This window comes from uncultured Leifsonia sp., from assembly GCF_945957465.1.
GTDB lineage: Bacteria > Actinomycetota > Actinomycetes > Actinomycetales > Microbacteriaceae > Leifsonia.
Genome location: NZ_CAMFLC010000001.1, coordinates 257,027 through 274,426 on the forward strand (window position 1 = coordinate 257,027; position 17,400 = coordinate 274,426).

Consider the following 17,400-nt stretch of genomic DNA (forward strand, 5'->3'; position numbering starts at 1 on the left):
GTCTTACACACCGCTCTTCGGCCAGGCATCGGCCAGGGCGGTACGAACGTCACCGAGCAGCTGCGGGAGCGCCTTCGTGCGCGCGATGATCGGGAGGAAGTTCGCGTCCTGAGCCCAGCGCGGCACGATGTGCTGGTGAAGGTGTGCGGCGATTCCCGCGCCGGCGACGGCGCCCTGGTTCATCCCGATGTTGAAGCCGTCGCTCTTCGACACCTCGCGGATGACCCGCATCGCCGTCTGCGTCATGCTGCCGATCTCGGCGACCTCGTCGGCCGTCGCGTCGTCGTACAGCGCGACGTGGCGGTACGGGCACACCAGTAGGTGCCCGCTGTTGTACGGGAACAGGTTGAGCAGGGCGTAGGCGTGCTCGCCGCGCGCCACGATGAGGGCGTCCTCATCGCTCAACGCCGGCGCGACGCAGAACGGGCACCCGTCGTGGCCGGGGTCGCCCTGCTGGATGTAGACCATGCGGTGCGGCGTCCACAACCGCTGGAACTCGTCGGGCACACCCACGAGATACGAGGGATCGTCGACGCGGACGGGACCGTCGATCCCGTCCGCGTCGCCGTGGATCAGTCGAGCCATGCCGTGTCGACCAGCTCGTGGCTCCCGATGCTCGCGACGATCCGCTCGATCGCCTCGTCGACGGTCACGCCGTTGCGCTGCGTGCCGTCGCGGAAACGGAAGCTGACCGTGCGGGCCGACGCATCCTCTTCACCGACGATGAGCTGGAACGGCACCTTCGCCTTCGTGTGGGTGCGGATCTTCTTCTGCATGCGGTCGTCGGAGTGGTCGACCTCCGCACGCACCCCGCGCGCCCTCAACCGCGAGATCACGTCGTCCAGGAACGGCCCGTAGGCATCGGCCACCGGGATGCCCACGACCTGGACAGGAGACAGCCAGACCGGGAACGCACCCGCGTAGTGCTCCAGCAGGATCGCGAAGAAGCGCTCGATCGAGCCGAGCAGCGCGCGATGGATCATCGCCGGCTGCTTGCGGGTGCCGTCGGCCGCGTTGTACTCGAGTTCGAAGAGCTCCGGCTGGTTGAAGTCCAGCTGAACGGTCGACAGCTGCCAGGTGCGACCGATCGCGTCGCGGGCCTGCACCGAGATCTTCGGGCCGTAGAAAGCCGCTCCGCCCGGGTCGTCCACGAGCTCGAGGCCGGACTCGATGGCGACCTCGCGGAGGGTCTCCGTCGCGGTCTCCCAGCTCTCGTCACTGCCGACGTACTTCTCCGGGTCCTTGGTGGAGAGCTCGAGGTAGAAGTCGGTCAGGCCGTAGCCGCGGAGCGTCTCGAGCACGAACTCGAGCTGACGCGCGACCTCGTCCTTGATCTGGTCTTCCGTCACGTAGATGTGCGCGTCGTCCTGCGTGAGCCCGCGGACGCGGGTCAACCCGGACAGCGTGCCCGACTTCTCGTATCGGTAAACCGTGCCGAACTCCGACAGGCGCAGCGGGAGCTCGCGGTAGCTGCGGCCGCGCGCGCGGTAGATCAGGTTGTGCATGGGGCAGTTCATCGGCTTGAGGTAGTAGTCCTGCCCCTGCCGGGTGATGTTGCCGTCGGCGTCCCGCTCCTCGTCGAGGTGCATCGGGGGGAACATGCCCTCCTTGTACCAGTTGAGGTGCTGACTGGTCTCGAACAGGTGCGCCTTGGTGATGTGCGGCGTGTTCACGAGCTCGTAGCCGTTCGCGATCAGCCGATCGCGCATGTAGTCCTCGATCTCCTTGCGGATGATCCCGCCCTTGGGGTGGAACACCGCGAGTCCGGAGCCGATCTCGTCGGGGAAGGAGAACAGGTCGAGCTCCGCCCCGAGCTTGCGGTGGTCGCGCTTGGCGGCCTCCTCCATCCGGGTCTGGTAGGCGCGCAGCTCGTCTTTGGTCGGCCAGGCGGTGCCGTAGATGCGCTGCAGCTGCGGGTTCTTCTCGGAGCCGCGCCAGTAGGCCGCCGCGACACGGGTGAGCGCCCAGCCGTTGCCGATCATGCGGGTGTTCGGGAGGTGCGGGCCGCGGCAGAGGTCCTTCCAGACCGTCTCGCCAGTCTTGGGGTCGACGTTGTCGTAGATGGTCAGCTCGCCCGAGCCGACCTCCACGGACTCGTCGCCGCCTTCCGCCGCTCCGCCCTTCAGCCCGATCAGCTCGAGCTTGTACGGCTCCGCGGCGAGTTCGGCGCGCGCCTCGTCGTCGGTGACGACGCGACGCACGAAGCGCTGGCCGGCACGGACGATGCGCGACATCTCCTTGTCGAGCGCCTTGAGGTCCTCGGGAGTGAACGGCTCCGCGACGTCGAAGTCGTAGTAGAAGCCGTCGGTGATGGGCGGCCCGATGCCGAGCTTCGCCTCCGGGTTCACCGACTGCACGGCCTGCGCCAGAACGTGCGCGGTCGAGTGCCGCAGGATGTTCAGCCCGTCAGGCGAGTCGATCGTCACCGGCTCGACGGCGTCGGTGGTCGTGACGGTCGTCGCGAGGTCCTTCAGCTCACCGTTGACGCGCATCGCGACAACGGAACGGTCGGTGAAGAGCTCGAAGCCGTCGGCCACCTGTCCACTCCTAGAGTCGTATTCCAATGGGATGGGTCAACTCTAGTCGGCCGCCGGCGCTCGTCTGTCGCCGGTCATCGGACGTGCAGCAGCCGGAGCCGCGCCTCCACGCTGTCGAACGGGTCGCGAGGCAGGCGAGGGCACGAGACGTGCAGCGGCGCCGACGCTCGCACGGTGGCCGGACACATCGGCGGCGACACCCGGACACGGCCCGATGAGGTCCCCGACGGGTGGGAGACCACCGGGGGCGCCGAGTGGGGGGCTGACCGGTCGATGCCCTTGGGACACTTGAGACGCTCGCTGAGGACGTAGACACGGAGCGCGCTGCAACGACAAAACCCCCGGTTTTCCGGGGGTTTCTCTCGGTGGGCGATACTGGGATCGAACCAGTGACCTCTTCCGTGTCAGGGAAGCGCGCTACCGCTGCGCCAATCGCCCGAGCCTGAACGAATCAGGATCGAGGTGGATACGGGATTCGAACCCGTGTATACGGCTTTGCAGGCCGCTGCCTCGCCTCTCGGCCAATCCACCGAAGCCACAACACGGAAGAACCGTACCGTATTCGAGAGGCCCGGAATCCGAGGAAACCGGGCCGACTCGAGCGGATGACGAGACTCGAACTCGCGACCCTCACCTTGGCAAGGTGATGCGCTACCAACTGCGCTACATCCGCATTTCGCGCCCCGGTCTCCCGCGGCACTTGAATGACTTTAGCCGATCCCCGCTCCGATGACAAAACCAGGCGCGCCGTCCGGGTGTGTCGCGACGCGCAACGCCCGATAGGCCGCCCGATGTGCAATCGGGGGTCGCGGTCGGCTAGTATCGAGACTCGCAGCCGGAAGCGTCCGGCGGCAGCGACGGGCGATTGGCGCAGTTGGTAGCGCGCTTCCTTCACACGGAAGAGGTCATCAGTTCGAGTCTGGTATCGCCCACCACCTGAAGAAGGGCCTCCGATGATCGGAGGCCCTTCTTACGTTCCGTGACACCCGCGCTCGCGTCGGAGGCCGCCGTGCGGCAGCCTGTCCCAATGAGCTTCACGCCGGCACGCCCCCTGGAGCAGCTCTTCGCGTCCAGGTCGAGCATCAAATGGCGCCGGTACCCGGCCGACGTCCTGCCGGTGTTCGTAGCCGAGATGGACTTCGATGTGGAGCAGGCGATCCTTGATCGGGTGGCCGACACGCTGCGCAACTCCGACACGGGCTACCTCGACTCCGCCGGCCCGCTCGCGCCCGCGTTCGCCGATTTCGCCTGGAGCTCGTGGTCGTGGGGCGTCGACCCGGAATGGGTGCACCTGGCGACCGACGTCACGGTGGGCGTCGTGGAGACCCTGCGACTGGTGCTGCCGGAGTCGGGCGGCCGCGTCGTCCTGACGCCTCCGGTGTACCCGCCCTTCTTCGAGATGATCGAGGAGGCCGACGCGGTCGCCGTGACGGTGCCGCTGCGCGAGGACGCCGGCTGGGCGCTCGACCTCGACGCGCTGGAGGCCGCGTTCGCCTCCGGGGTGGACGCGATGCTGCTGTGCAATCCGCAGAACCCCACGGGACGATGTCACAGCCGCCGCACCCTGGAGGCGCTCGCGCGTCTCGCCGCCCGGTACGGCGTGTTCGTCGTCAGCGACGAAGTCCATGCCCCGCTCGCGCACCCGGGCACCCGCTTCATCCCGTTCGCACCCGTCGCCCGCGCCGCGGGCGCCCGCTCCGCCACCGTGACGTCCGCCAGCAAGGCGTGGAACCTCGCGGGCCTGAAGTGCGCAGTCATCGTCGCTGCCGAGCCTGCGACAGCCCGACTGCTCCACCGGCTGCCGGACGAGCTCGCGGCCCGCACGAGCATCCTCGGCCTGCACGCCAACGTCGCGGCGCTATCGTGTCTGCGCTGGCGTGACGGCCTGCTCGACCAGATCGTCGAGAACGTGCGGCTGCTGGAAACGGAGCTCGCCGTGCACGCGCCGGACGTCCAGCTCGTACACCCCGAAGCCGGCTATCTGGCCTGGCTCGACTTCCGTTCCACGGGCCTCGGCGACGACCCGGCCCGCACGCTCATCGACGTCGGCCGGGTGGCCCTCAACTCCGGGCTCGCGTTCGGCGAGCAAGGCAGGGGCTTCGCCCGCATCAACCTCGCCTGCGACCCGTCCACGGTCGTGGAGGCCGTGCAGCGCATCGCGCGCACCCTCGCCGCGGTCCACTCCCCCGCCCTCGCCGGCTGACGCCCGACTCGCCCTCGCCGGCTGACGCTGAACGGGGGTCGCAACACGCCGCGCCCGCCGGCGCGGAGCGGCGTGTTGCGACCCCACGTCGCGGGGCCGAGTCAGGCGTCGATCGCGTTCAGGGCCCGGTCGAGGTCATCGAGGAGGTCGCGGGGACTCTCCAGACCGACGGAGAGCCGGACCAGGCCGGGAGTGATCCCGGCCTCCAGCCGCTCGGCCTCGCTGAGTTTGGCGTGGATCGTGCTGCCGAGGTGGATCGCCAGCGTGCGGACGTCTCCGATGTGCGTCATCGGGGTGATCAGCTCCAGCGCGTCGAGGAAGCGGCGCGCGGCCGCCCTGCCGCCGGCGAGGTCGATCGAGACGATCGAGCCCGCGCCGCGCGGGAGATAGCGAAGGGCGAGTTCGCGATACGGATCGCCCTCGAGACCGGGATAGTGCACCCGGGCGACCTCGGGCCGCTCCTGCAGCCACTCCGCGACGGCCTGGGCGTTCTGCACGTGCCGGTCCATCCGCACCGACAGCGTCTCGATGCCGTGCAGCAGCAGGAACGTGCTGAGCGGCGGCACCGTCGGTCCGTACTCGAGCACGATCACCGCACGCAGATAGGCCAGGAGCGCAGCGCGGCCGTAGCGCTCGACGAACGACGCCACCCCGGGGCGCGGTGGCTCCGTCAGCTGCGGGAACCGGTCGGCGTGGGCCGACCAGTCGAAACGTCCCGCGTCGACCACCGCACCGCCGATCACCGAGCCGTGACCGGACAACCACTTGGAGGTCGAATGGATCACGATGTCCGCGCCGTCCTCGATCGGTCGCCACAGGTAGGGGGTGGGCACCGTGTTGTCGACCACGAGCGGAACGCCCCCGGCGTGCGCGACGGCGGCCAGGCGCGCGATGTCGACCACCTGGTTCAGCGGGTTCGGCAGAGTCTCCGTGTACACGGCCTTGGTGTTCGGGCGGAAACGCGCCGACCATTCCTCCTCGGAGGCGTCGTCGTCGACGTACTCGATGTCGATGCCCTGGCGCTTGAGGATGCCGCGGAACATCTCCTGGGTGCCCTCGTAGAGGGAGCGCGTGGCCAGCACGTGGTCGCCGGACGCGGCGAGCGCGTTGATCGCGGCGGCGATGGCGGCCTGGCCGCTCGAGACGACGACACCGTCGACTCCGCCCTCCAGGTCGGCGATGCGGCGGCCGGCCACCGCGTTGGTGGGGTTGTCGTTGCGCGAGTAGGCGCGGTAGGGGCTGCGGCCTGCGAACCGGTCCTCGCCGTCCTCGAAGTCGTCGAAGACGTACCCGGCGGTCTGATAGATGGGCGTGACGCGGGCGCGGGTCTGGGCGTCCACGATCGCTCCCGCATGGATCTGGCGGGTCTCGAAGTCCTGGGAGCGCGAACAGTCGTCAGGCATGCGGCCACTGTAGCGACGGGCAGGCTTCGGCGTGGCGGCGACCTTCACTGTTCGTCACGGAGCGTCGACCGAGGGCGGCGCCGCGCTGCGCCGCCCGGCTCGCGGACGGGGCCGGACTCAGCGCCAGCCGTACCGTTCCCGCAGAGCGGCGCGCACGGTGGCGTACCGGCGCACGTCCAGAGCGGCCCCCTCCCGCCGCATGCCGGTCGTGTGCACACGGAAGACCCGGTCGATCCGGGCGAAGCTCGGGCGGCCCTGGCCGTCCCACGGGCCCGAGCCGATCGCGACGTACTCCGGCCGCCCCGGGTGCGCCTGGCTGGTCAGGGCCACGGCGATCACGGAGTCTCCCGGCTCCGCGGCCACCACCAGTACCGGCCGGTCCTTCCCGCGCCCGTCGGCCTCCTCGAACGGGACCCACGTCCAGACGACCTCGCCGGGGTCGGGGTCGCCGTCGATCCGGGGGCTGTAGGAGGTGCGGAGGCCCGGAAGCCGGCTCGGATCGACCTCGCTCGTGGCGTCGACGCCGGTCCGGCCGGGTTCCGCACCGCTGAAGCCCCGCACTGCTCCGGACTGCGCCGGTCCCGACCGCGTGGGGGCGGCCGTCAGGCCACGGTGGTCAGCGCTCGTGGACGGCGCCGGGCGGAACAGTCTCGCGATCGCGTTCAGCAGTCGGCTCATTCCGAGCACGATAGCCGACGCGCGTGAGCCCCATCGTGTACCGGAGCGCGAGCGCGATGCAGAGCGCGATGAGGAACGATCCGATCAGCACGGAGAACCCCGCGATGCCCTGGGCGGTGAACAGGTCGAAGTTCCCGCTGTCCACCATCCCGCCGCCGTTGGAGAAGAGTCCGATGTACAGCAGGCCCACCATGCTCGCCACGGTGACGATCACGATCAGTGTCATCGAGGCGCCGAACCGGGCCCGTGCGGCGACGTCGACCATGGTCGCGCAGGCGAGGGCGGCGATGACGCCCAGCAGCAGCGACCAGCCGAGGGTCAGGACGCCCGACGCCGGAGTGATCGCCACGAGCCCGGAGAAGGCGCCGCACAACGCACTCGTCGTCGTGGGCCGCCTCAGCAGCACGCGGTCGACGACCATCCAGGCGAGGCACCCTCCGGCCGAGGCGAGAAAGGAGTTGACTGCGATGAGCCCCGTGTACGCGTCGACGGCGCCCTCGGATCCGGTGGTGAGGCCGAGCCAGCCGACCCAGACGAGTGTTCCGCCGATCGCGACGGCACCGAAGCTCCGCTCGCCCGGCCGGCGGTGCTCGCCGCGACCGCAGGCGAGGATCACCCCGGCTGCCGCGGCTCCGGCCGCGACCCCGATGGGGAGCGCCCCGCCGAAGTCGATGACACCCATCACGCCGGTCGCCCAGCCGTCGTCGAGTGCGAACACCGCGTACGCGACGGGATAGAGCACCAGCACCGACCAGAGCACGGTGAACACCAGCCACGCGCGCAGCGTGATCCGGGAGGCGACGGCGACCCCGACGATCGCCACCGACACCGAACAGGCGGCCAGGAGCGCGCCGGCGTGCGCCAGCGCGTAGAGCGAGCCGCCGCGGCCGCCCGCTGCACCGTGGGCGCCCGTCGCGCCGAAGCCGGTCGCGAGGTCCAGCGATGGCGTCCCCACGATGTGCGCGATCCACGGGGACCCGGCGAGTATCCCGTAGCCCCCGAGCACCCCGAGCAGGACGGTCGTCGCCGTCCCCGTCAGTGCGAACAGCAGGGCGCGGGAGGCCGCCGATCGCCCGTTCAGGCCGCCGACGAAGAACGCGAGCCCCGGAGGGATCAGCAGCGTGAGCGCTCCGCAGACGAACAGCAGCAGCGCGTCCACCTGCTCGCTCGTCGCGACCATCCCGCTCCTTCGCCAGTCTCGTGCAGGCAATACCCTAGCGGCCCGGCACGAGCACCGATGGTGCCGCGGGCGGATACGGCGGACGGGGTGCCGCCCGAAGGCGACACCCCGTCGACGTGCTGTTGAGCGGTCAGACCGTCTCGAGCGAGTAGCCCTCCTCGCCGTGCACCACGGTGTCGACACCGGCCAGCTCGTCCTCGTTCTTGATCCGGAAGCCCATGGTCTTCTGGATGACCCAGCCGATGGCGTAGGCCAGGACGAACGAGTAGATCAGGACGCTGAAGGCGCCGAGCGCCTGCACCCCGAGCTGCGACCAGCTGCCGCCGTACCAGAGGCTCGAGAACGGCTTGGAGGCGTCGCCGTCCACGTGGGTGAACCCGAAGAAGCCGATCCAGAGCGTTCCGACGACACCGCCGATGAGGTGGATGCCCACCACGTCCAGCGAGTCGTCGAAGCCGAGCTTGAACTTCAGGTCGATGGCGACGGCGCAGATGGCGCCGGCGACCAGGCCGAGCAGGATCGCGAAGCCCGGGGTCAGGATGTTACAGGCCGGGGTGATCGCGACCAGACCGGCGACCGCACCGGATGCGGCGCCGATGGAGGTGGGCTTGCCGTCCTTGATCTTCTCGACGATCAGCCAGCCGATGGTCGCGGCGGCCGGAGCGGCCAGCGTGTTGATCCAGGCGATGGCCGCGACACCGTCCACCGCGGCCTCGGAGCCCGCGTTGAAGCCGAACCAGCCGAACCACAGCAGCGCCGCGCCGAGAAGGGTCAGCGGCACGTTGTGCGGCTTGCTCATGCCCTTCGAGAAGCCGACGCGCTTGCCGAGCACCAGGGCGAGGGCGAGGCCCGCGGCACCGGCGTTGATGTGCACCGCGGTGCCGCCGGCGAAGTCGTTCACGTGCAGGACGGAGGCGATCCAGCCGTCCTGGAGGTTGAACACCCAGTACGCGACCGGGAAGTAGACGACCGTCACCCAGATGCCCGCGAAGACCATCCACGCGCCGAACTTCGCCCGGTCGGCGATGGCGCCGGAGATCAGGGCGACGGTGATGATCGCGAAGGTGGCCTGGAAGCCCGCGAACGCGAGGCCGCCGAGGTCGGGGGTGATCCCGTCCTTGCCCATCAGGCTGGCGAGGAACAGGTCGGGCGTGCCGAGGACGTGCGGGATGAGCGGCTTGCCGAACGACAGGCCGTAACCGTAGACGACCCAGAGCACTCCGACGATGGCCATCGCGCCGAAGCTCATCATCATCATGGACACCACGCTCTTGGCGCGGACCATGCCGCCGTAGAAGAACGCGACGCCGGGCGTCATCAGAAGAACGAGTGCTGCGGCCACGAGCAGCCACAAGGAGTTGACGGTTCCTGTGGATGCGTAGTCCGCTGCTGTGTGCAACACCATGCCGGATCTCTACCTCTCTGTGCGACGCCCTGGGGGTGGGTTCGAGCTCATCGGAGCCGAGCCGGGCGCTTCGGGGTGGAGCCAGTCTGTTCTCGCGAGGTTTCGGGTGCGGGATGCGGGTGTTTCGTCGGTGTTACGCGATCCCGAGTTGTGTAAACAGTCTGTTTCGTCGCTCCCCCAATCCGCCGAGGAGAGGAGGGCGCGTTCAGTCGTCGTGCGGCGGCAGCTCGCCCGCGGTCAGGGCGATCATGCGCGACACGGAGCGGAGGTACTTCTTTCGGTACCCGCCGCCGAGCATCTCGTCGTCGAAGACTTCGCTGAGCGGGGTGCCGGTCTGCACGATCGGGATCTCGGCGTCGTACACGCGGTCGATGAACGCGACCAGGCGCAGCGCCGCCATCTGGTCGTGCAGCACGTGCACATCGGCGAGACCGATGACGTCGACGCCGTCCAGCATCTTGATGTAGCGCGACGGGTGCACCGTCGCCAAGTGTGCGATGAGCGTGTCGAAGGTGTCGCTGGTGACCGTCTCGCCGCGGCCGGCGAGCGCCGTCAGCGCCCGCTCGTACTCTGCCGCGTCGACAGTGACGGCGGAACCGGACGTGTCGCGGCGGCGGTAGTCGAGGCCGTCGATGCGCAGAGTCTGGAAGTTCGACGACAGCGACTGGATCTCGCGCAGGAAGTCGCTCGCGGCGAACCGCCCCTCGCCGAGGGCGTTCGGCGGGGTGTTGCTCGTCGCGGCGATCCGGGTTCCGGAGGCGACCAGCTCGCCCAGCATGCGCGTCATCATCATCGTGTCGCCCGGGTCGTCGAGCTCGAACTCGTCGATGCAGATGAGAGTGGAGCCGCGCAGCAGCTGCACCGCGCCCGCGTAGCCGAGTGCGCCGACCAGCGCGGTGTACTCGATGAAGGTGCCGAAGTACTTGGGCCCGGGCGCCTCGTGCCAGAGCGCCGCGAGGAGGTGGGTCTTGCCGACGCCGAAGCCGCCGTCGAGATAGACGCCCGGCTTCATGGCCTCCACCTTCTTGCGGCTGCGGCTGAACAGGCCGGCCGGGCGCTGCGGCTCCCACGACTTGGCGAACAGCTTCAGCGTGGCGACGGCCTCCGACTGCGAGGGGTAGTCGTGGTCGGGGCGGTAGGAGTCGAAGGTGGCGTGCTCGAACTGCGACGGCGGCACCAGGCTCGCGGCGATCTCAGCGCCGGTGATCTGCGGCGAGCGGTCGGCGAGGCGGGGCAGGGCTCCGGTCGTCTCGAGGGTCATGGCGGGGTGCACCTTCGGTCGTCGTTTGTGTGTCGAAGTGTTGACGGGACGCCCTCCTGGTGCGGCGCGCCGCGTAGCCTGGAGGTCGCGCCCCGCGAACTCGCAGGGTTCCAGCCTAAGCCGTAAGGATCAGCAGCATGGCCATCGCCACCGACCCGTCGTCCGACTTCGCCGGCTACGCCCACCCCGAACGGCTGGTCAGCACCGGCTGGCTCGCGGAGCACCTCGGCGAGCCGGGGTTGGTCGTGGTGGAGTCCGACGAGGACATCCTCCTCTACAACACCGGCCACATCCCGGGAGCGGTCAAGATCGACTGGCACACCGACCTCAACGACCCGGTCGTCCGCGACTACGTGAGCCCGGAGCGCTTCGCCGAGCTCCTCGGGTCGAAGGGGATCGCCCGTGACACCACCGTGGTGATCTACGGCGACAAGAACAACTGGTGGGCCGCTTACGCGCTCTGGGTGTTCAGCCTCTTCGGCCACGAGGATGTCCGGCTGCTCGACGGCGGCCGTGACAAGTGGATCGCCGAGGGCCGGGAGATCACCCGCGACGTCCCGTCGCCGGCGCCGGTCGAGTACCCGGTGGTCGAGCGCGACGACCACACCATCCGCGCCTTCAAGGAGGACGTGCTCGCGCACCTGGAGCGCGTGCGTTCGGGCGGTGCGGCGCTGATCGACGTCCGGTCGCCCGAAGAGTACAGCGGCGAGCGCACCGAGATCCCGGGCTACCCGACCGAGGGTGCGCTGCGCGCGGGCCACATCCCCTCGGCGGCGTCGGTGCCGTGGGCGCGCGCCGCCGCGCCCGATGCCACGTTCAAGCGCCGCGCCGACCTGGAGGCCGTGTACCTGGGCGACGCGGGGCTGAAGCCCGGCGACGACGTCGTGGCGTACTGCCGCATCGGCGAGCGCTCCAGCCACACCTGGTTCGTGCTCACCCACCTGTTGGGCTTCGAGAACGTGCGCAACTACGACGGATCGTGGACCGAGTGGGGCTCGGCCGTGCGCGTTCCGATCGTGACGGGCACCGAGCCCGGCGAGGTGCCGGCGCGCTGATCTCCCCGGCCTCCGGCGACGGTAGCCTGGAGAGATGACCGCCCTCACCGGCACGCTCGCCGAGATCCGCGACGACTTCCAGGCGCTGGAGCAGAACGACCGCCTCCAGCTGCTGCTGGAGTTCTCCGACGAGCTGCCCGACCTCCCGGAGCGCTACCGCGACCACCCCGACCTCCTGGAACGGGTCGAGGAGTGCCAGGCGCCGGTGTTCATCTTCGTGGAGGTGGACGACGCGAACATCGTGCACCTCTACGCCACCGCGCCCAAGGAGGCGCCGACCACGCGCGGCTTCGCGTCGATCCTGGTGCAGGGCCTCGCGGGCCTCACGGCCGACGAGGTGCTGGCGGTTCCCGACGACTTCCCCGACACACTCGGCCTGACGCAGGCGGTCTCGCCCCTGCGCATCCGGGGGATGTCGGCGCTGCTCGGGCGCACCAAGCGGCAGGTGCGCGCGAAAGCGGCGGCCTAGGCCCTGCTGTAGTCGGCGAACACCCGTCTGCGCACGCCGTCGAGGGTGACGCTGCCGCCGTAGGGCACGATCCACTGCGGCGAGGTGTGACCGAACGGCACGCCGACGCACACGACCGCGTCGGGGTTGTACTCGGCGACCGTGTCGATCACGGCGTCGCGTTGGGCTGTGCGGAACGCCTCCCGCTCGCGTGCGCCCGGCGTGTGCTCGAGAGTGCTCGCCGGCGGGCGCGCGGCCAGCACGCCGGCGAGCGGCGCGAGGAGGCCGCGCTCCCCCAGCGCCCGGAGGGTGTAGCGCACCCAGTGGGCGGGCGGCGTGAGTTCGCTGGTCTCGAGCAGGAGCACGGCGCCCTCGAGGGCGGCCGGGGCGAACGGGAAGCGGTCTGCGAGCAGGATCCAGTCGACGACCTCCAGACAACCGCCCCAGGTCGGGCCGCTGACCGTGCGCTCGGGACCGGCCCAGCCGAAGCCGTCCGTGGGCTCGCGCTCTCCCGTCTCCGTGAGCGCACGCGGGTCGCCCCAGTCGACGCCGACGTCCTCGGACTCCCCCGGGTCGGTCAGTTCGATCCTCCCGCCACCCAGCAGGGCGGCACGCAACGATCGCGCATGGATGTCGTGCACCTGCGGCCCGGGCCCCAGCTGCACCTGAGTGCTGCCGCCGTAGAACCCGCCGACGCCCGTGCTCCACAACCAGTTGAGGAGGTTGGTGTTGTCGCTGTAGCCGAGGAACGGTTTCGGATCCGCCAGCACGGCACCGCGGTCGAGATGCGGGATCACCCGGAGCTGGTCATCGCCTCCGATCGTCGCGACGACCGCGCGGATGTCCGGATCGGCGAAGGCGGCGTTCAGGTCTCGTGCGCGCTCCTGGGGCGAAGCCCCCAGCTGACGCGTGGTCGGATACTCCACGGGGATCAGCCCGGTGAGTTCGTGGATCCTGCGCAGCGCCTGCTCGTGCACCGTCGGCCAGCGCCCCGGTGCGGCGAACGAGGGCGACACCACGGCGACTCGATCGCCGGCGTGCGCCACGGGAGGGAGGACGGGCCGGTGCGGGCAGCTCACGCGCGCGGGCCTTCAGCCTCCAGGCCCTGCGCCGCCAACCACTCCCGGATCGCCCCCGTCCACTTCGCCTCGTCGAAGTTCCAGAGCTTCGTGTGCAGTGCGACCGTGAACGGCACGAAGGTGACGATGTCGCTGCGCGCGGCGGCGAGCGCACGCGAACCGGTGTCCGGCACGAACCCGTCGTCTTCGCTGTGGAGGACGAGCATCGGGAGGCTGAGGTCGGCCGCTCGCGCGACGAAGTCCATGCTGCGCAGGTCGATCGGCGCTCCGAGCCCGGTGATGGGTCCGCTCCAGGTGGCCTCGATCAGCCGGATCGCGCCGCGCGCGATCGGGTCGGGCAGGCGCAGCAGGTTGGCCTGGTATTCGAGCGTGTCGATCCAATCGATGACGGGCGACTCCAGCACGAGCCCCGTCACGAGCTCGAGGTTCTCCGAACGGGTCACGGTCTGCAGCACGACGGCCCCGCCCATGGACCAGCCCATCAGCACGATCGACCGGGCGCCCTGCGAGGCGGCATAGCGGATCGCGGCGTCGATGTCCCGCCACTCCGTGCCGCCCAGCCCGTAGCGCCGGTCCGCGCTCTCCGGCGCGTCGCCGTCGTTGCGGTAGGAGGCGAGCAGGCAGGTGTATCCGGCGTCGTGGAAGGTGCGCACCGCACGCAAACCCTCCTGGCGGGTGGCTCCCCAGCCGTGCACCTGGATGACCCAGCGGTCGGAGCCGGCCTCGGCGGCAGCAGGGAACACCCACGCCGGCGCCGATCCCAGGTCGGTGTCGATCTCGACGCTCGTCACCGGCAGGCCCAGCTCCTCCGGATCCAGGTAGTAGTAGCCGCTGATGCGCGCCCGGCCGGGACCCAGGTCGCCGAACTCCACGCGTTCCAGCTCCCGCACGACCTCGCCGTCGCGGCGTTCCAGCAGACCGCCGAGCTTGGCGTGACCCGACTCGGAGCCGAACCAGAGGCCGAAGCGACCGGGCATCGCGGCGTCGGGCGTGTCCCGCAGGGTGATCGCGCCGCCCGCGCGGTCGACGACGCGCACGAGCTCGCGCTGCGGCCGCCTGCGGACGGGTGTGATCACCGTGCGCGCCACCCGGGCCATCGCGTACGCGGCACCGGCCGCGGTCACCAGCACGAGCCCTCCCGCGAGCGCGGCGGTCAGTCCGACCGCCCTCCCGAACGCGCTGTGTCCGCCCGGTCCGTTGCTGGTCGCCGCCATGGGGCACAGCGTAGCCGGGGGCGCGCGCCCACGTCTTCAGGACATCCCCAGGCGGCGTGCCTTACCGATGCGAGCCCGCAAAGGCTTCTAGTGTTCGTAAGGTGTCGACACCAACCTCGACCCCGCACCTCCCAGGAGAATATGCGGCGGCACTGCAGTCCATCCGCAGCGCTCACGCACGCCCGGAGCTCGTGGTCACGGAGATCCCCGCGCCGGCCCAGCTCGCGCCGTTCTCGGTCGCGCTGGCCGCCGACGTGCGGCCGGCGCGGCACGGCGACGACTCGGATCTCGGCACCGGCCGCTTCATCCTGCTCTACGACCCCGACGAGCCCGAAGCGTGGGGCGGACCGTTCCGGGTGGTCTGCTTCGCGCAGGCGCCGCTCGAGACCGACATCGGGCTCGACCCGTTCCTCGCGGACGTCGCATGGTCGTGGCTCGTCGACGCCCTCGACGCCCGGCACGCCCGCTACACCGCCGCGAGCGGCACAGCGACCAAGATCATCTCCACCGGCTTCGGCGAGCTCGCCAGCCAGGGCGACGGCGCCCAGATCGAGCTCAGGGCCTCGTGGAGCCCGCTGGAGACCGACCTGGCCGCGCACGTCGAAGGCTGGGGCGAGCTCCTCTGCATGCTGGCCGGCCTCCCACCGACCGGGGAGGGCGTGAGCCTGTTGACGACGAGACGGTCACCGCGTGGCTGAGCACACGGTCATCGACACCCGCGACGGTTACCGCGCAGCCGTCGATCTGATCGTCGCGGGCGACGGACCGATCGCCGTCGACGCCGAGCGCGCGAGCGGCTTCCGCTACTCGCAGCGCGCCTACCTCATCCAGATGTTCCGGCGCGGCTCGGGGACGTTCCTGTTCGACCCGCCCGCGATCGGCCGCTTCGACGAGCTGAACGAGGCGATCGCCGGCGACGAGTGGGTGCTGCACGCCGCCACTCAAGACCTCACCTGCCTGCGTGAGGTCGGCCTGGACCCCGTGAGCATCTTCGACACCGAGCTCGCCGCCCGCCTGCTCGGGATGCCGCGCGTCGGGCTCGGCACGGTCGTCGAGGAGCTGCTCGGCATCCACCTCGCCAAGGAGCACAGTGCGGCGGACTGGTCGACGCGCCCGCTGCCGGAGCCCTGGCTCGATTACGCGGCGCTCGACGTCGAGCTCCTGCCCGACCTGCGCGACGCCATCGCCGCACTCCTGGTCGAGGCCGGCAAGACGGAGATCGCGCGGCAGGAGTTCGCCGACGAGCTCACCCGCGCGCTGAGCGTGCAGCGCAGCGAGCCGTGGCGCCGGCTGTCCGGAATCCACTCCATCCGCGGCATCCGCAACCTCGCGGTCGCGCGCGAGCTCTGGACGAGCCGAGACGCGCTGGCCCGCCAGCTCGACGTCGCACCGGGACGACTCGTCCCGGACGCTTCGCTGACCGCCGCCGCCAAGGCGATGCCGGACAGCAAGCGCGCGCTGGCCGCGATGCGCGAGTTCACCGGGCGCGCGAGCCGCACGGAACTGGACCGCTGGTGGGCGGCCATCGAGGCCGGGCGCACCACCGACGACCTCCCGGTGCTGCGCGGCACGGGCGAGAGCCTGCCGCCGCCGCGCGCCTGGGCGGACCGCAACCCGGAGGCCGATGCGCGGCTGAAGGGTGCCCGTGCGGCGCTGACGACGCTGGCGGAGCAGCTCTCGATACCGCTGGAGAACCTGCTGACCCCCGATACGCTCCGCCGTGTCGCGTGGTCTCCGCCCGCCGAGGTCACCCCGTCCTCGATCGCCGAGGCACTCGCCGAACACGGCGCACGTCGCTGGCAGATTGAGGCAACCTCACAGTCGATCGCCCAAGCGTTTGTGGAAAGCCGCCAAACGCCCGACGACTCGTCCGAAGCCGCTTCGTAGGAAGAATCAAACGATTCCCGCCCCGGCTGCGGGCCTCCTTAGGATCGATGTCGACCTGATTGGGAGGCACTGTGGCCGATAGAACGGAAGTCGTGTTCGTCGACGGAGTCCGTACTCCGTTTGGACGTGCGGGCGAAAAAGGGCAGTACTGGAACACACGCGCGGACGACCTGGTCGTCAAGGCCATGATCGGCCTGCTCGAGCGCAATCCGAACGTGCCGAAGGAGCGCATCGACGACGTCGCCATCGCCGCGACGACACAGCAGGGCGACCAGGGACTCACCCTGGGCCGCACCGCGGCGCTGCTCGCCGGGCTGCCGAAGTCGGTGCCCGGTTTCGCGATCGACCGGATGTGCGCCGGTGCGATGACCAGCGTCACCACGCTCGGTTCCGGCATCGCGTTCGGCGCCTACGACCTGGTGATCGCCGGCGGCGTCGAGCACATGGGACGCCACCCGATGGGATTCGGCGCCGACCCGAACCCGCGCTTCCTGTCGGAGCGCATGGTCGCGGAGGACGCTCTCAATATGGGCATGACCGCCGAGCGCATCCACGACCGGTTCCCCGCGCTCACCAAGGAGCGCTCCGACCGCTTCGCGCTGGGCAGCCAGCAGAAGACCGCCGCGGCCTATGCCGCGGGCAAGCTCCAGCCCGACCTGGTCTCGGTCGCCATCCGCTCCGAGCAGGGCTGGGGCCTCGCGACCGAGGACGAGGGCATGCGGCCGGAGACGACGATGGAGGGCCTCGCCACCCTCAGGACGCCGTTCCGCCCGCACGGACGCGTGACGGCGGGCAACTCGTCGCCGCTCACCGACGGTGCCACCGCCAGCCTCCTGGCCTCCGCCGACGCCGTGAAGGAGTTCGGCCTCACGCCCAAGATGCGGATGGTCAGTTTCGCCTTCGCCGGCGTCGAGCCGGAGATCATGGGCCTCGGCCCGGTGCCCTCCACCGAGAAGGCGCTGCGCAAGGCCGGGCTCACGATCGACGACATCGGACTGTTCGAGCTGAACGAGGCGTTCGCCATCCAGGTGCTGTCGTTCCTCGACCACT

15 protein-coding genes and 4 tRNA genes are annotated in these 17,400 nt (G+C 70.3%); 7 read left to right on the forward strand and 12 right to left on the reverse strand.

Annotated features, from left to right (window positions below):
- Window positions 1–3: 3 nt before the first annotated feature.
- The 5 genes from Q0Q23_RS01165 to Q0Q23_RS01185 all read right to left on the reverse strand — a co-directional run bounded on the left by Q0Q23_RS01165 (window position 4) and on the right by Q0Q23_RS01185 (window position 3,210).
- Entirely contained in the window at window positions 4–585 is a 582-nt protein-coding gene (locus tag Q0Q23_RS01165; protein ID WP_295118013.1) for an HIT domain-containing protein, read from the reverse strand.
- Window positions 573–2,537, reverse strand: coding sequence for a threonine--tRNA ligase (gene thrS / locus Q0Q23_RS01170; protein ID WP_295118016.1), 1,965 nt, complete (start codon window positions 2,535–2,537; stop codon window positions 573–575). The genes Q0Q23_RS01165 and thrS overlap by 13 nt, the downstream gene beginning before the upstream one ends.
- A gap of 366 nt (window positions 2,538–2,903) precedes the next feature.
- Window positions 2,904–2,975 (reverse strand) — tRNA-Val (locus tag Q0Q23_RS01175).
- 22 nt (window positions 2,976–2,997) lie between these two features.
- Window positions 2,998–3,068 (reverse strand) — tRNA-Cys (locus tag Q0Q23_RS01180).
- A 69-nt stretch (window positions 3,069–3,137) separates the two neighbouring features.
- Window positions 3,138–3,210, reverse strand: a tRNA-Gly gene (locus tag Q0Q23_RS01185).
- Between the two features lie 186 nt (window positions 3,211–3,396).
- Between Q0Q23_RS01185 and Q0Q23_RS01190 the strand changes: the two genes are divergently transcribed.
- Together Q0Q23_RS01190 and Q0Q23_RS01195 are read left to right on the forward strand one after the other, a co-directional pair.
- Window positions 3,397–3,472, forward strand: a tRNA-Val gene (locus Q0Q23_RS01190).
- A gap of 92 nt (window positions 3,473–3,564) precedes the next feature.
- Window positions 3,565–4,740, forward strand: a complete 1,176-nt coding sequence (locus tag Q0Q23_RS01195) for a MalY/PatB family protein (protein WP_295118019.1) — start codon at window positions 3,565–3,567, stop codon at window positions 4,738–4,740.
- Between the two features lie 101 nt (window positions 4,741–4,841).
- On the opposite strand, the gene Q0Q23_RS01200 is transcribed toward Q0Q23_RS01195, so the two are convergent.
- The 5 genes from Q0Q23_RS01200 to zapE form a co-directional block, all read right to left on the reverse strand.
- Window positions 4,842–6,143, reverse strand: a complete 1,302-nt coding sequence (locus tag Q0Q23_RS01200) for an O-acetylhomoserine aminocarboxypropyltransferase/cysteine synthase family protein (protein WP_295118022.1) — start codon at window positions 6,141–6,143, stop codon at window positions 4,842–4,844.
- A 117-nt stretch (window positions 6,144–6,260) separates the two neighbouring features.
- A complete protein-coding gene (locus Q0Q23_RS01205; RefSeq protein ID WP_295118025.1) occupies window positions 6,261–6,821 on the reverse strand; it encodes a type II toxin-antitoxin system PemK/MazF family toxin in 561 nt (186 codons plus the stop codon).
- Window positions 6,760–8,001 carry an ammonium transporter gene (locus tag Q0Q23_RS01210; protein WP_295118028.1) on the reverse strand — a complete coding sequence of 414 codons (1,242 nt, stop codon included), beginning with the start codon at window positions 7,999–8,001 and terminating at the stop codon, window positions 6,760–6,762. Before Q0Q23_RS01210 ends, Q0Q23_RS01205 begins: the two co-directional genes overlap by 62 nt.
- Before the next feature lie 130 nt (window positions 8,002–8,131).
- Entirely contained in the window at window positions 8,132–9,406 is a 1,275-nt protein-coding gene (locus tag Q0Q23_RS01215; protein ID WP_295118031.1) for an ammonium transporter, read from the reverse strand.
- A 205-nt stretch (window positions 9,407–9,611) separates the two neighbouring features.
- Window positions 9,612–10,667: a cell division protein ZapE gene (gene zapE / locus Q0Q23_RS01220; RefSeq protein WP_295118034.1), complete on the reverse strand. Its 1,056-nt coding sequence runs from the start codon at window positions 10,665–10,667 to the stop codon at window positions 9,612–9,614.
- Between the two features lie 137 nt (window positions 10,668–10,804).
- On the opposite strand from zapE, the gene Q0Q23_RS01225 reads away from it, so the two are divergent.
- Together Q0Q23_RS01225 and Q0Q23_RS01230 are read left to right on the forward strand one after the other, a co-directional pair.
- Window positions 10,805–11,722, forward strand: a complete 918-nt coding sequence (locus Q0Q23_RS01225) for a sulfurtransferase (RefSeq protein ID WP_295118037.1) — start codon at window positions 10,805–10,807, stop codon at window positions 11,720–11,722.
- Window positions 11,723–11,756: 34 nt separating this feature from the next.
- The gene (locus tag Q0Q23_RS01230) at window positions 11,757–12,191 is read left to right on the forward strand and encodes a SufE family protein (RefSeq protein ID WP_295118040.1); all 435 of its coding nucleotides are present in this window, start codon (window positions 11,757–11,759) and stop codon (window positions 12,189–12,191) included.
- On the opposite strand, the gene Q0Q23_RS01235 is transcribed toward Q0Q23_RS01230, so the two are convergent.
- The gene (locus tag Q0Q23_RS01235; protein ID WP_295118042.1) at window positions 12,188–13,249 is read right to left on the reverse strand and encodes a S66 peptidase family protein; all 1,062 of its coding nucleotides are present in this window, start codon (window positions 13,247–13,249) and stop codon (window positions 12,188–12,190) included. The two genes, Q0Q23_RS01230 and Q0Q23_RS01235, sit on opposite strands and share 4 nt — an antisense overlap.
- Window positions 13,246–14,463 carry a S9 family peptidase gene (locus Q0Q23_RS01240; RefSeq protein WP_295118046.1) on the reverse strand — a complete coding sequence of 406 codons (1,218 nt, stop codon included), beginning with the start codon at window positions 14,461–14,463 and terminating at the stop codon, window positions 13,246–13,248. Before Q0Q23_RS01240 ends, Q0Q23_RS01235 begins: the two co-directional genes overlap by 4 nt.
- Before the next feature lie 101 nt (window positions 14,464–14,564).
- Here Q0Q23_RS01240 and Q0Q23_RS01245 point away from each other — a divergent pair, with 101 nt between their 5' ends.
- From Q0Q23_RS01245 to Q0Q23_RS01255, 3 genes are all read left to right on the forward strand, one after another.
- The gene (locus Q0Q23_RS01245; RefSeq protein ID WP_295118049.1) at window positions 14,565–15,161 is read left to right on the forward strand and encodes a DUF3000 domain-containing protein; all 597 of its coding nucleotides are present in this window, start codon (window positions 14,565–14,567) and stop codon (window positions 15,159–15,161) included.
- On the forward strand, window positions 15,154–16,350 hold the full coding sequence (locus Q0Q23_RS01250) for an HRDC domain-containing protein (RefSeq protein WP_295118051.1): 1,197 nt from the start codon (window positions 15,154–15,156) through the stop codon (window positions 16,348–16,350). Before Q0Q23_RS01245 ends, Q0Q23_RS01250 begins: the two co-directional genes overlap by 8 nt.
- Window positions 16,351–16,421: 71 nt before the next feature.
- A partial coding sequence (locus Q0Q23_RS01255) for a thiolase family protein (protein WP_295118054.1) occupies window positions 16,422–17,400 on the forward strand: 979 nt, incomplete at its 3' end.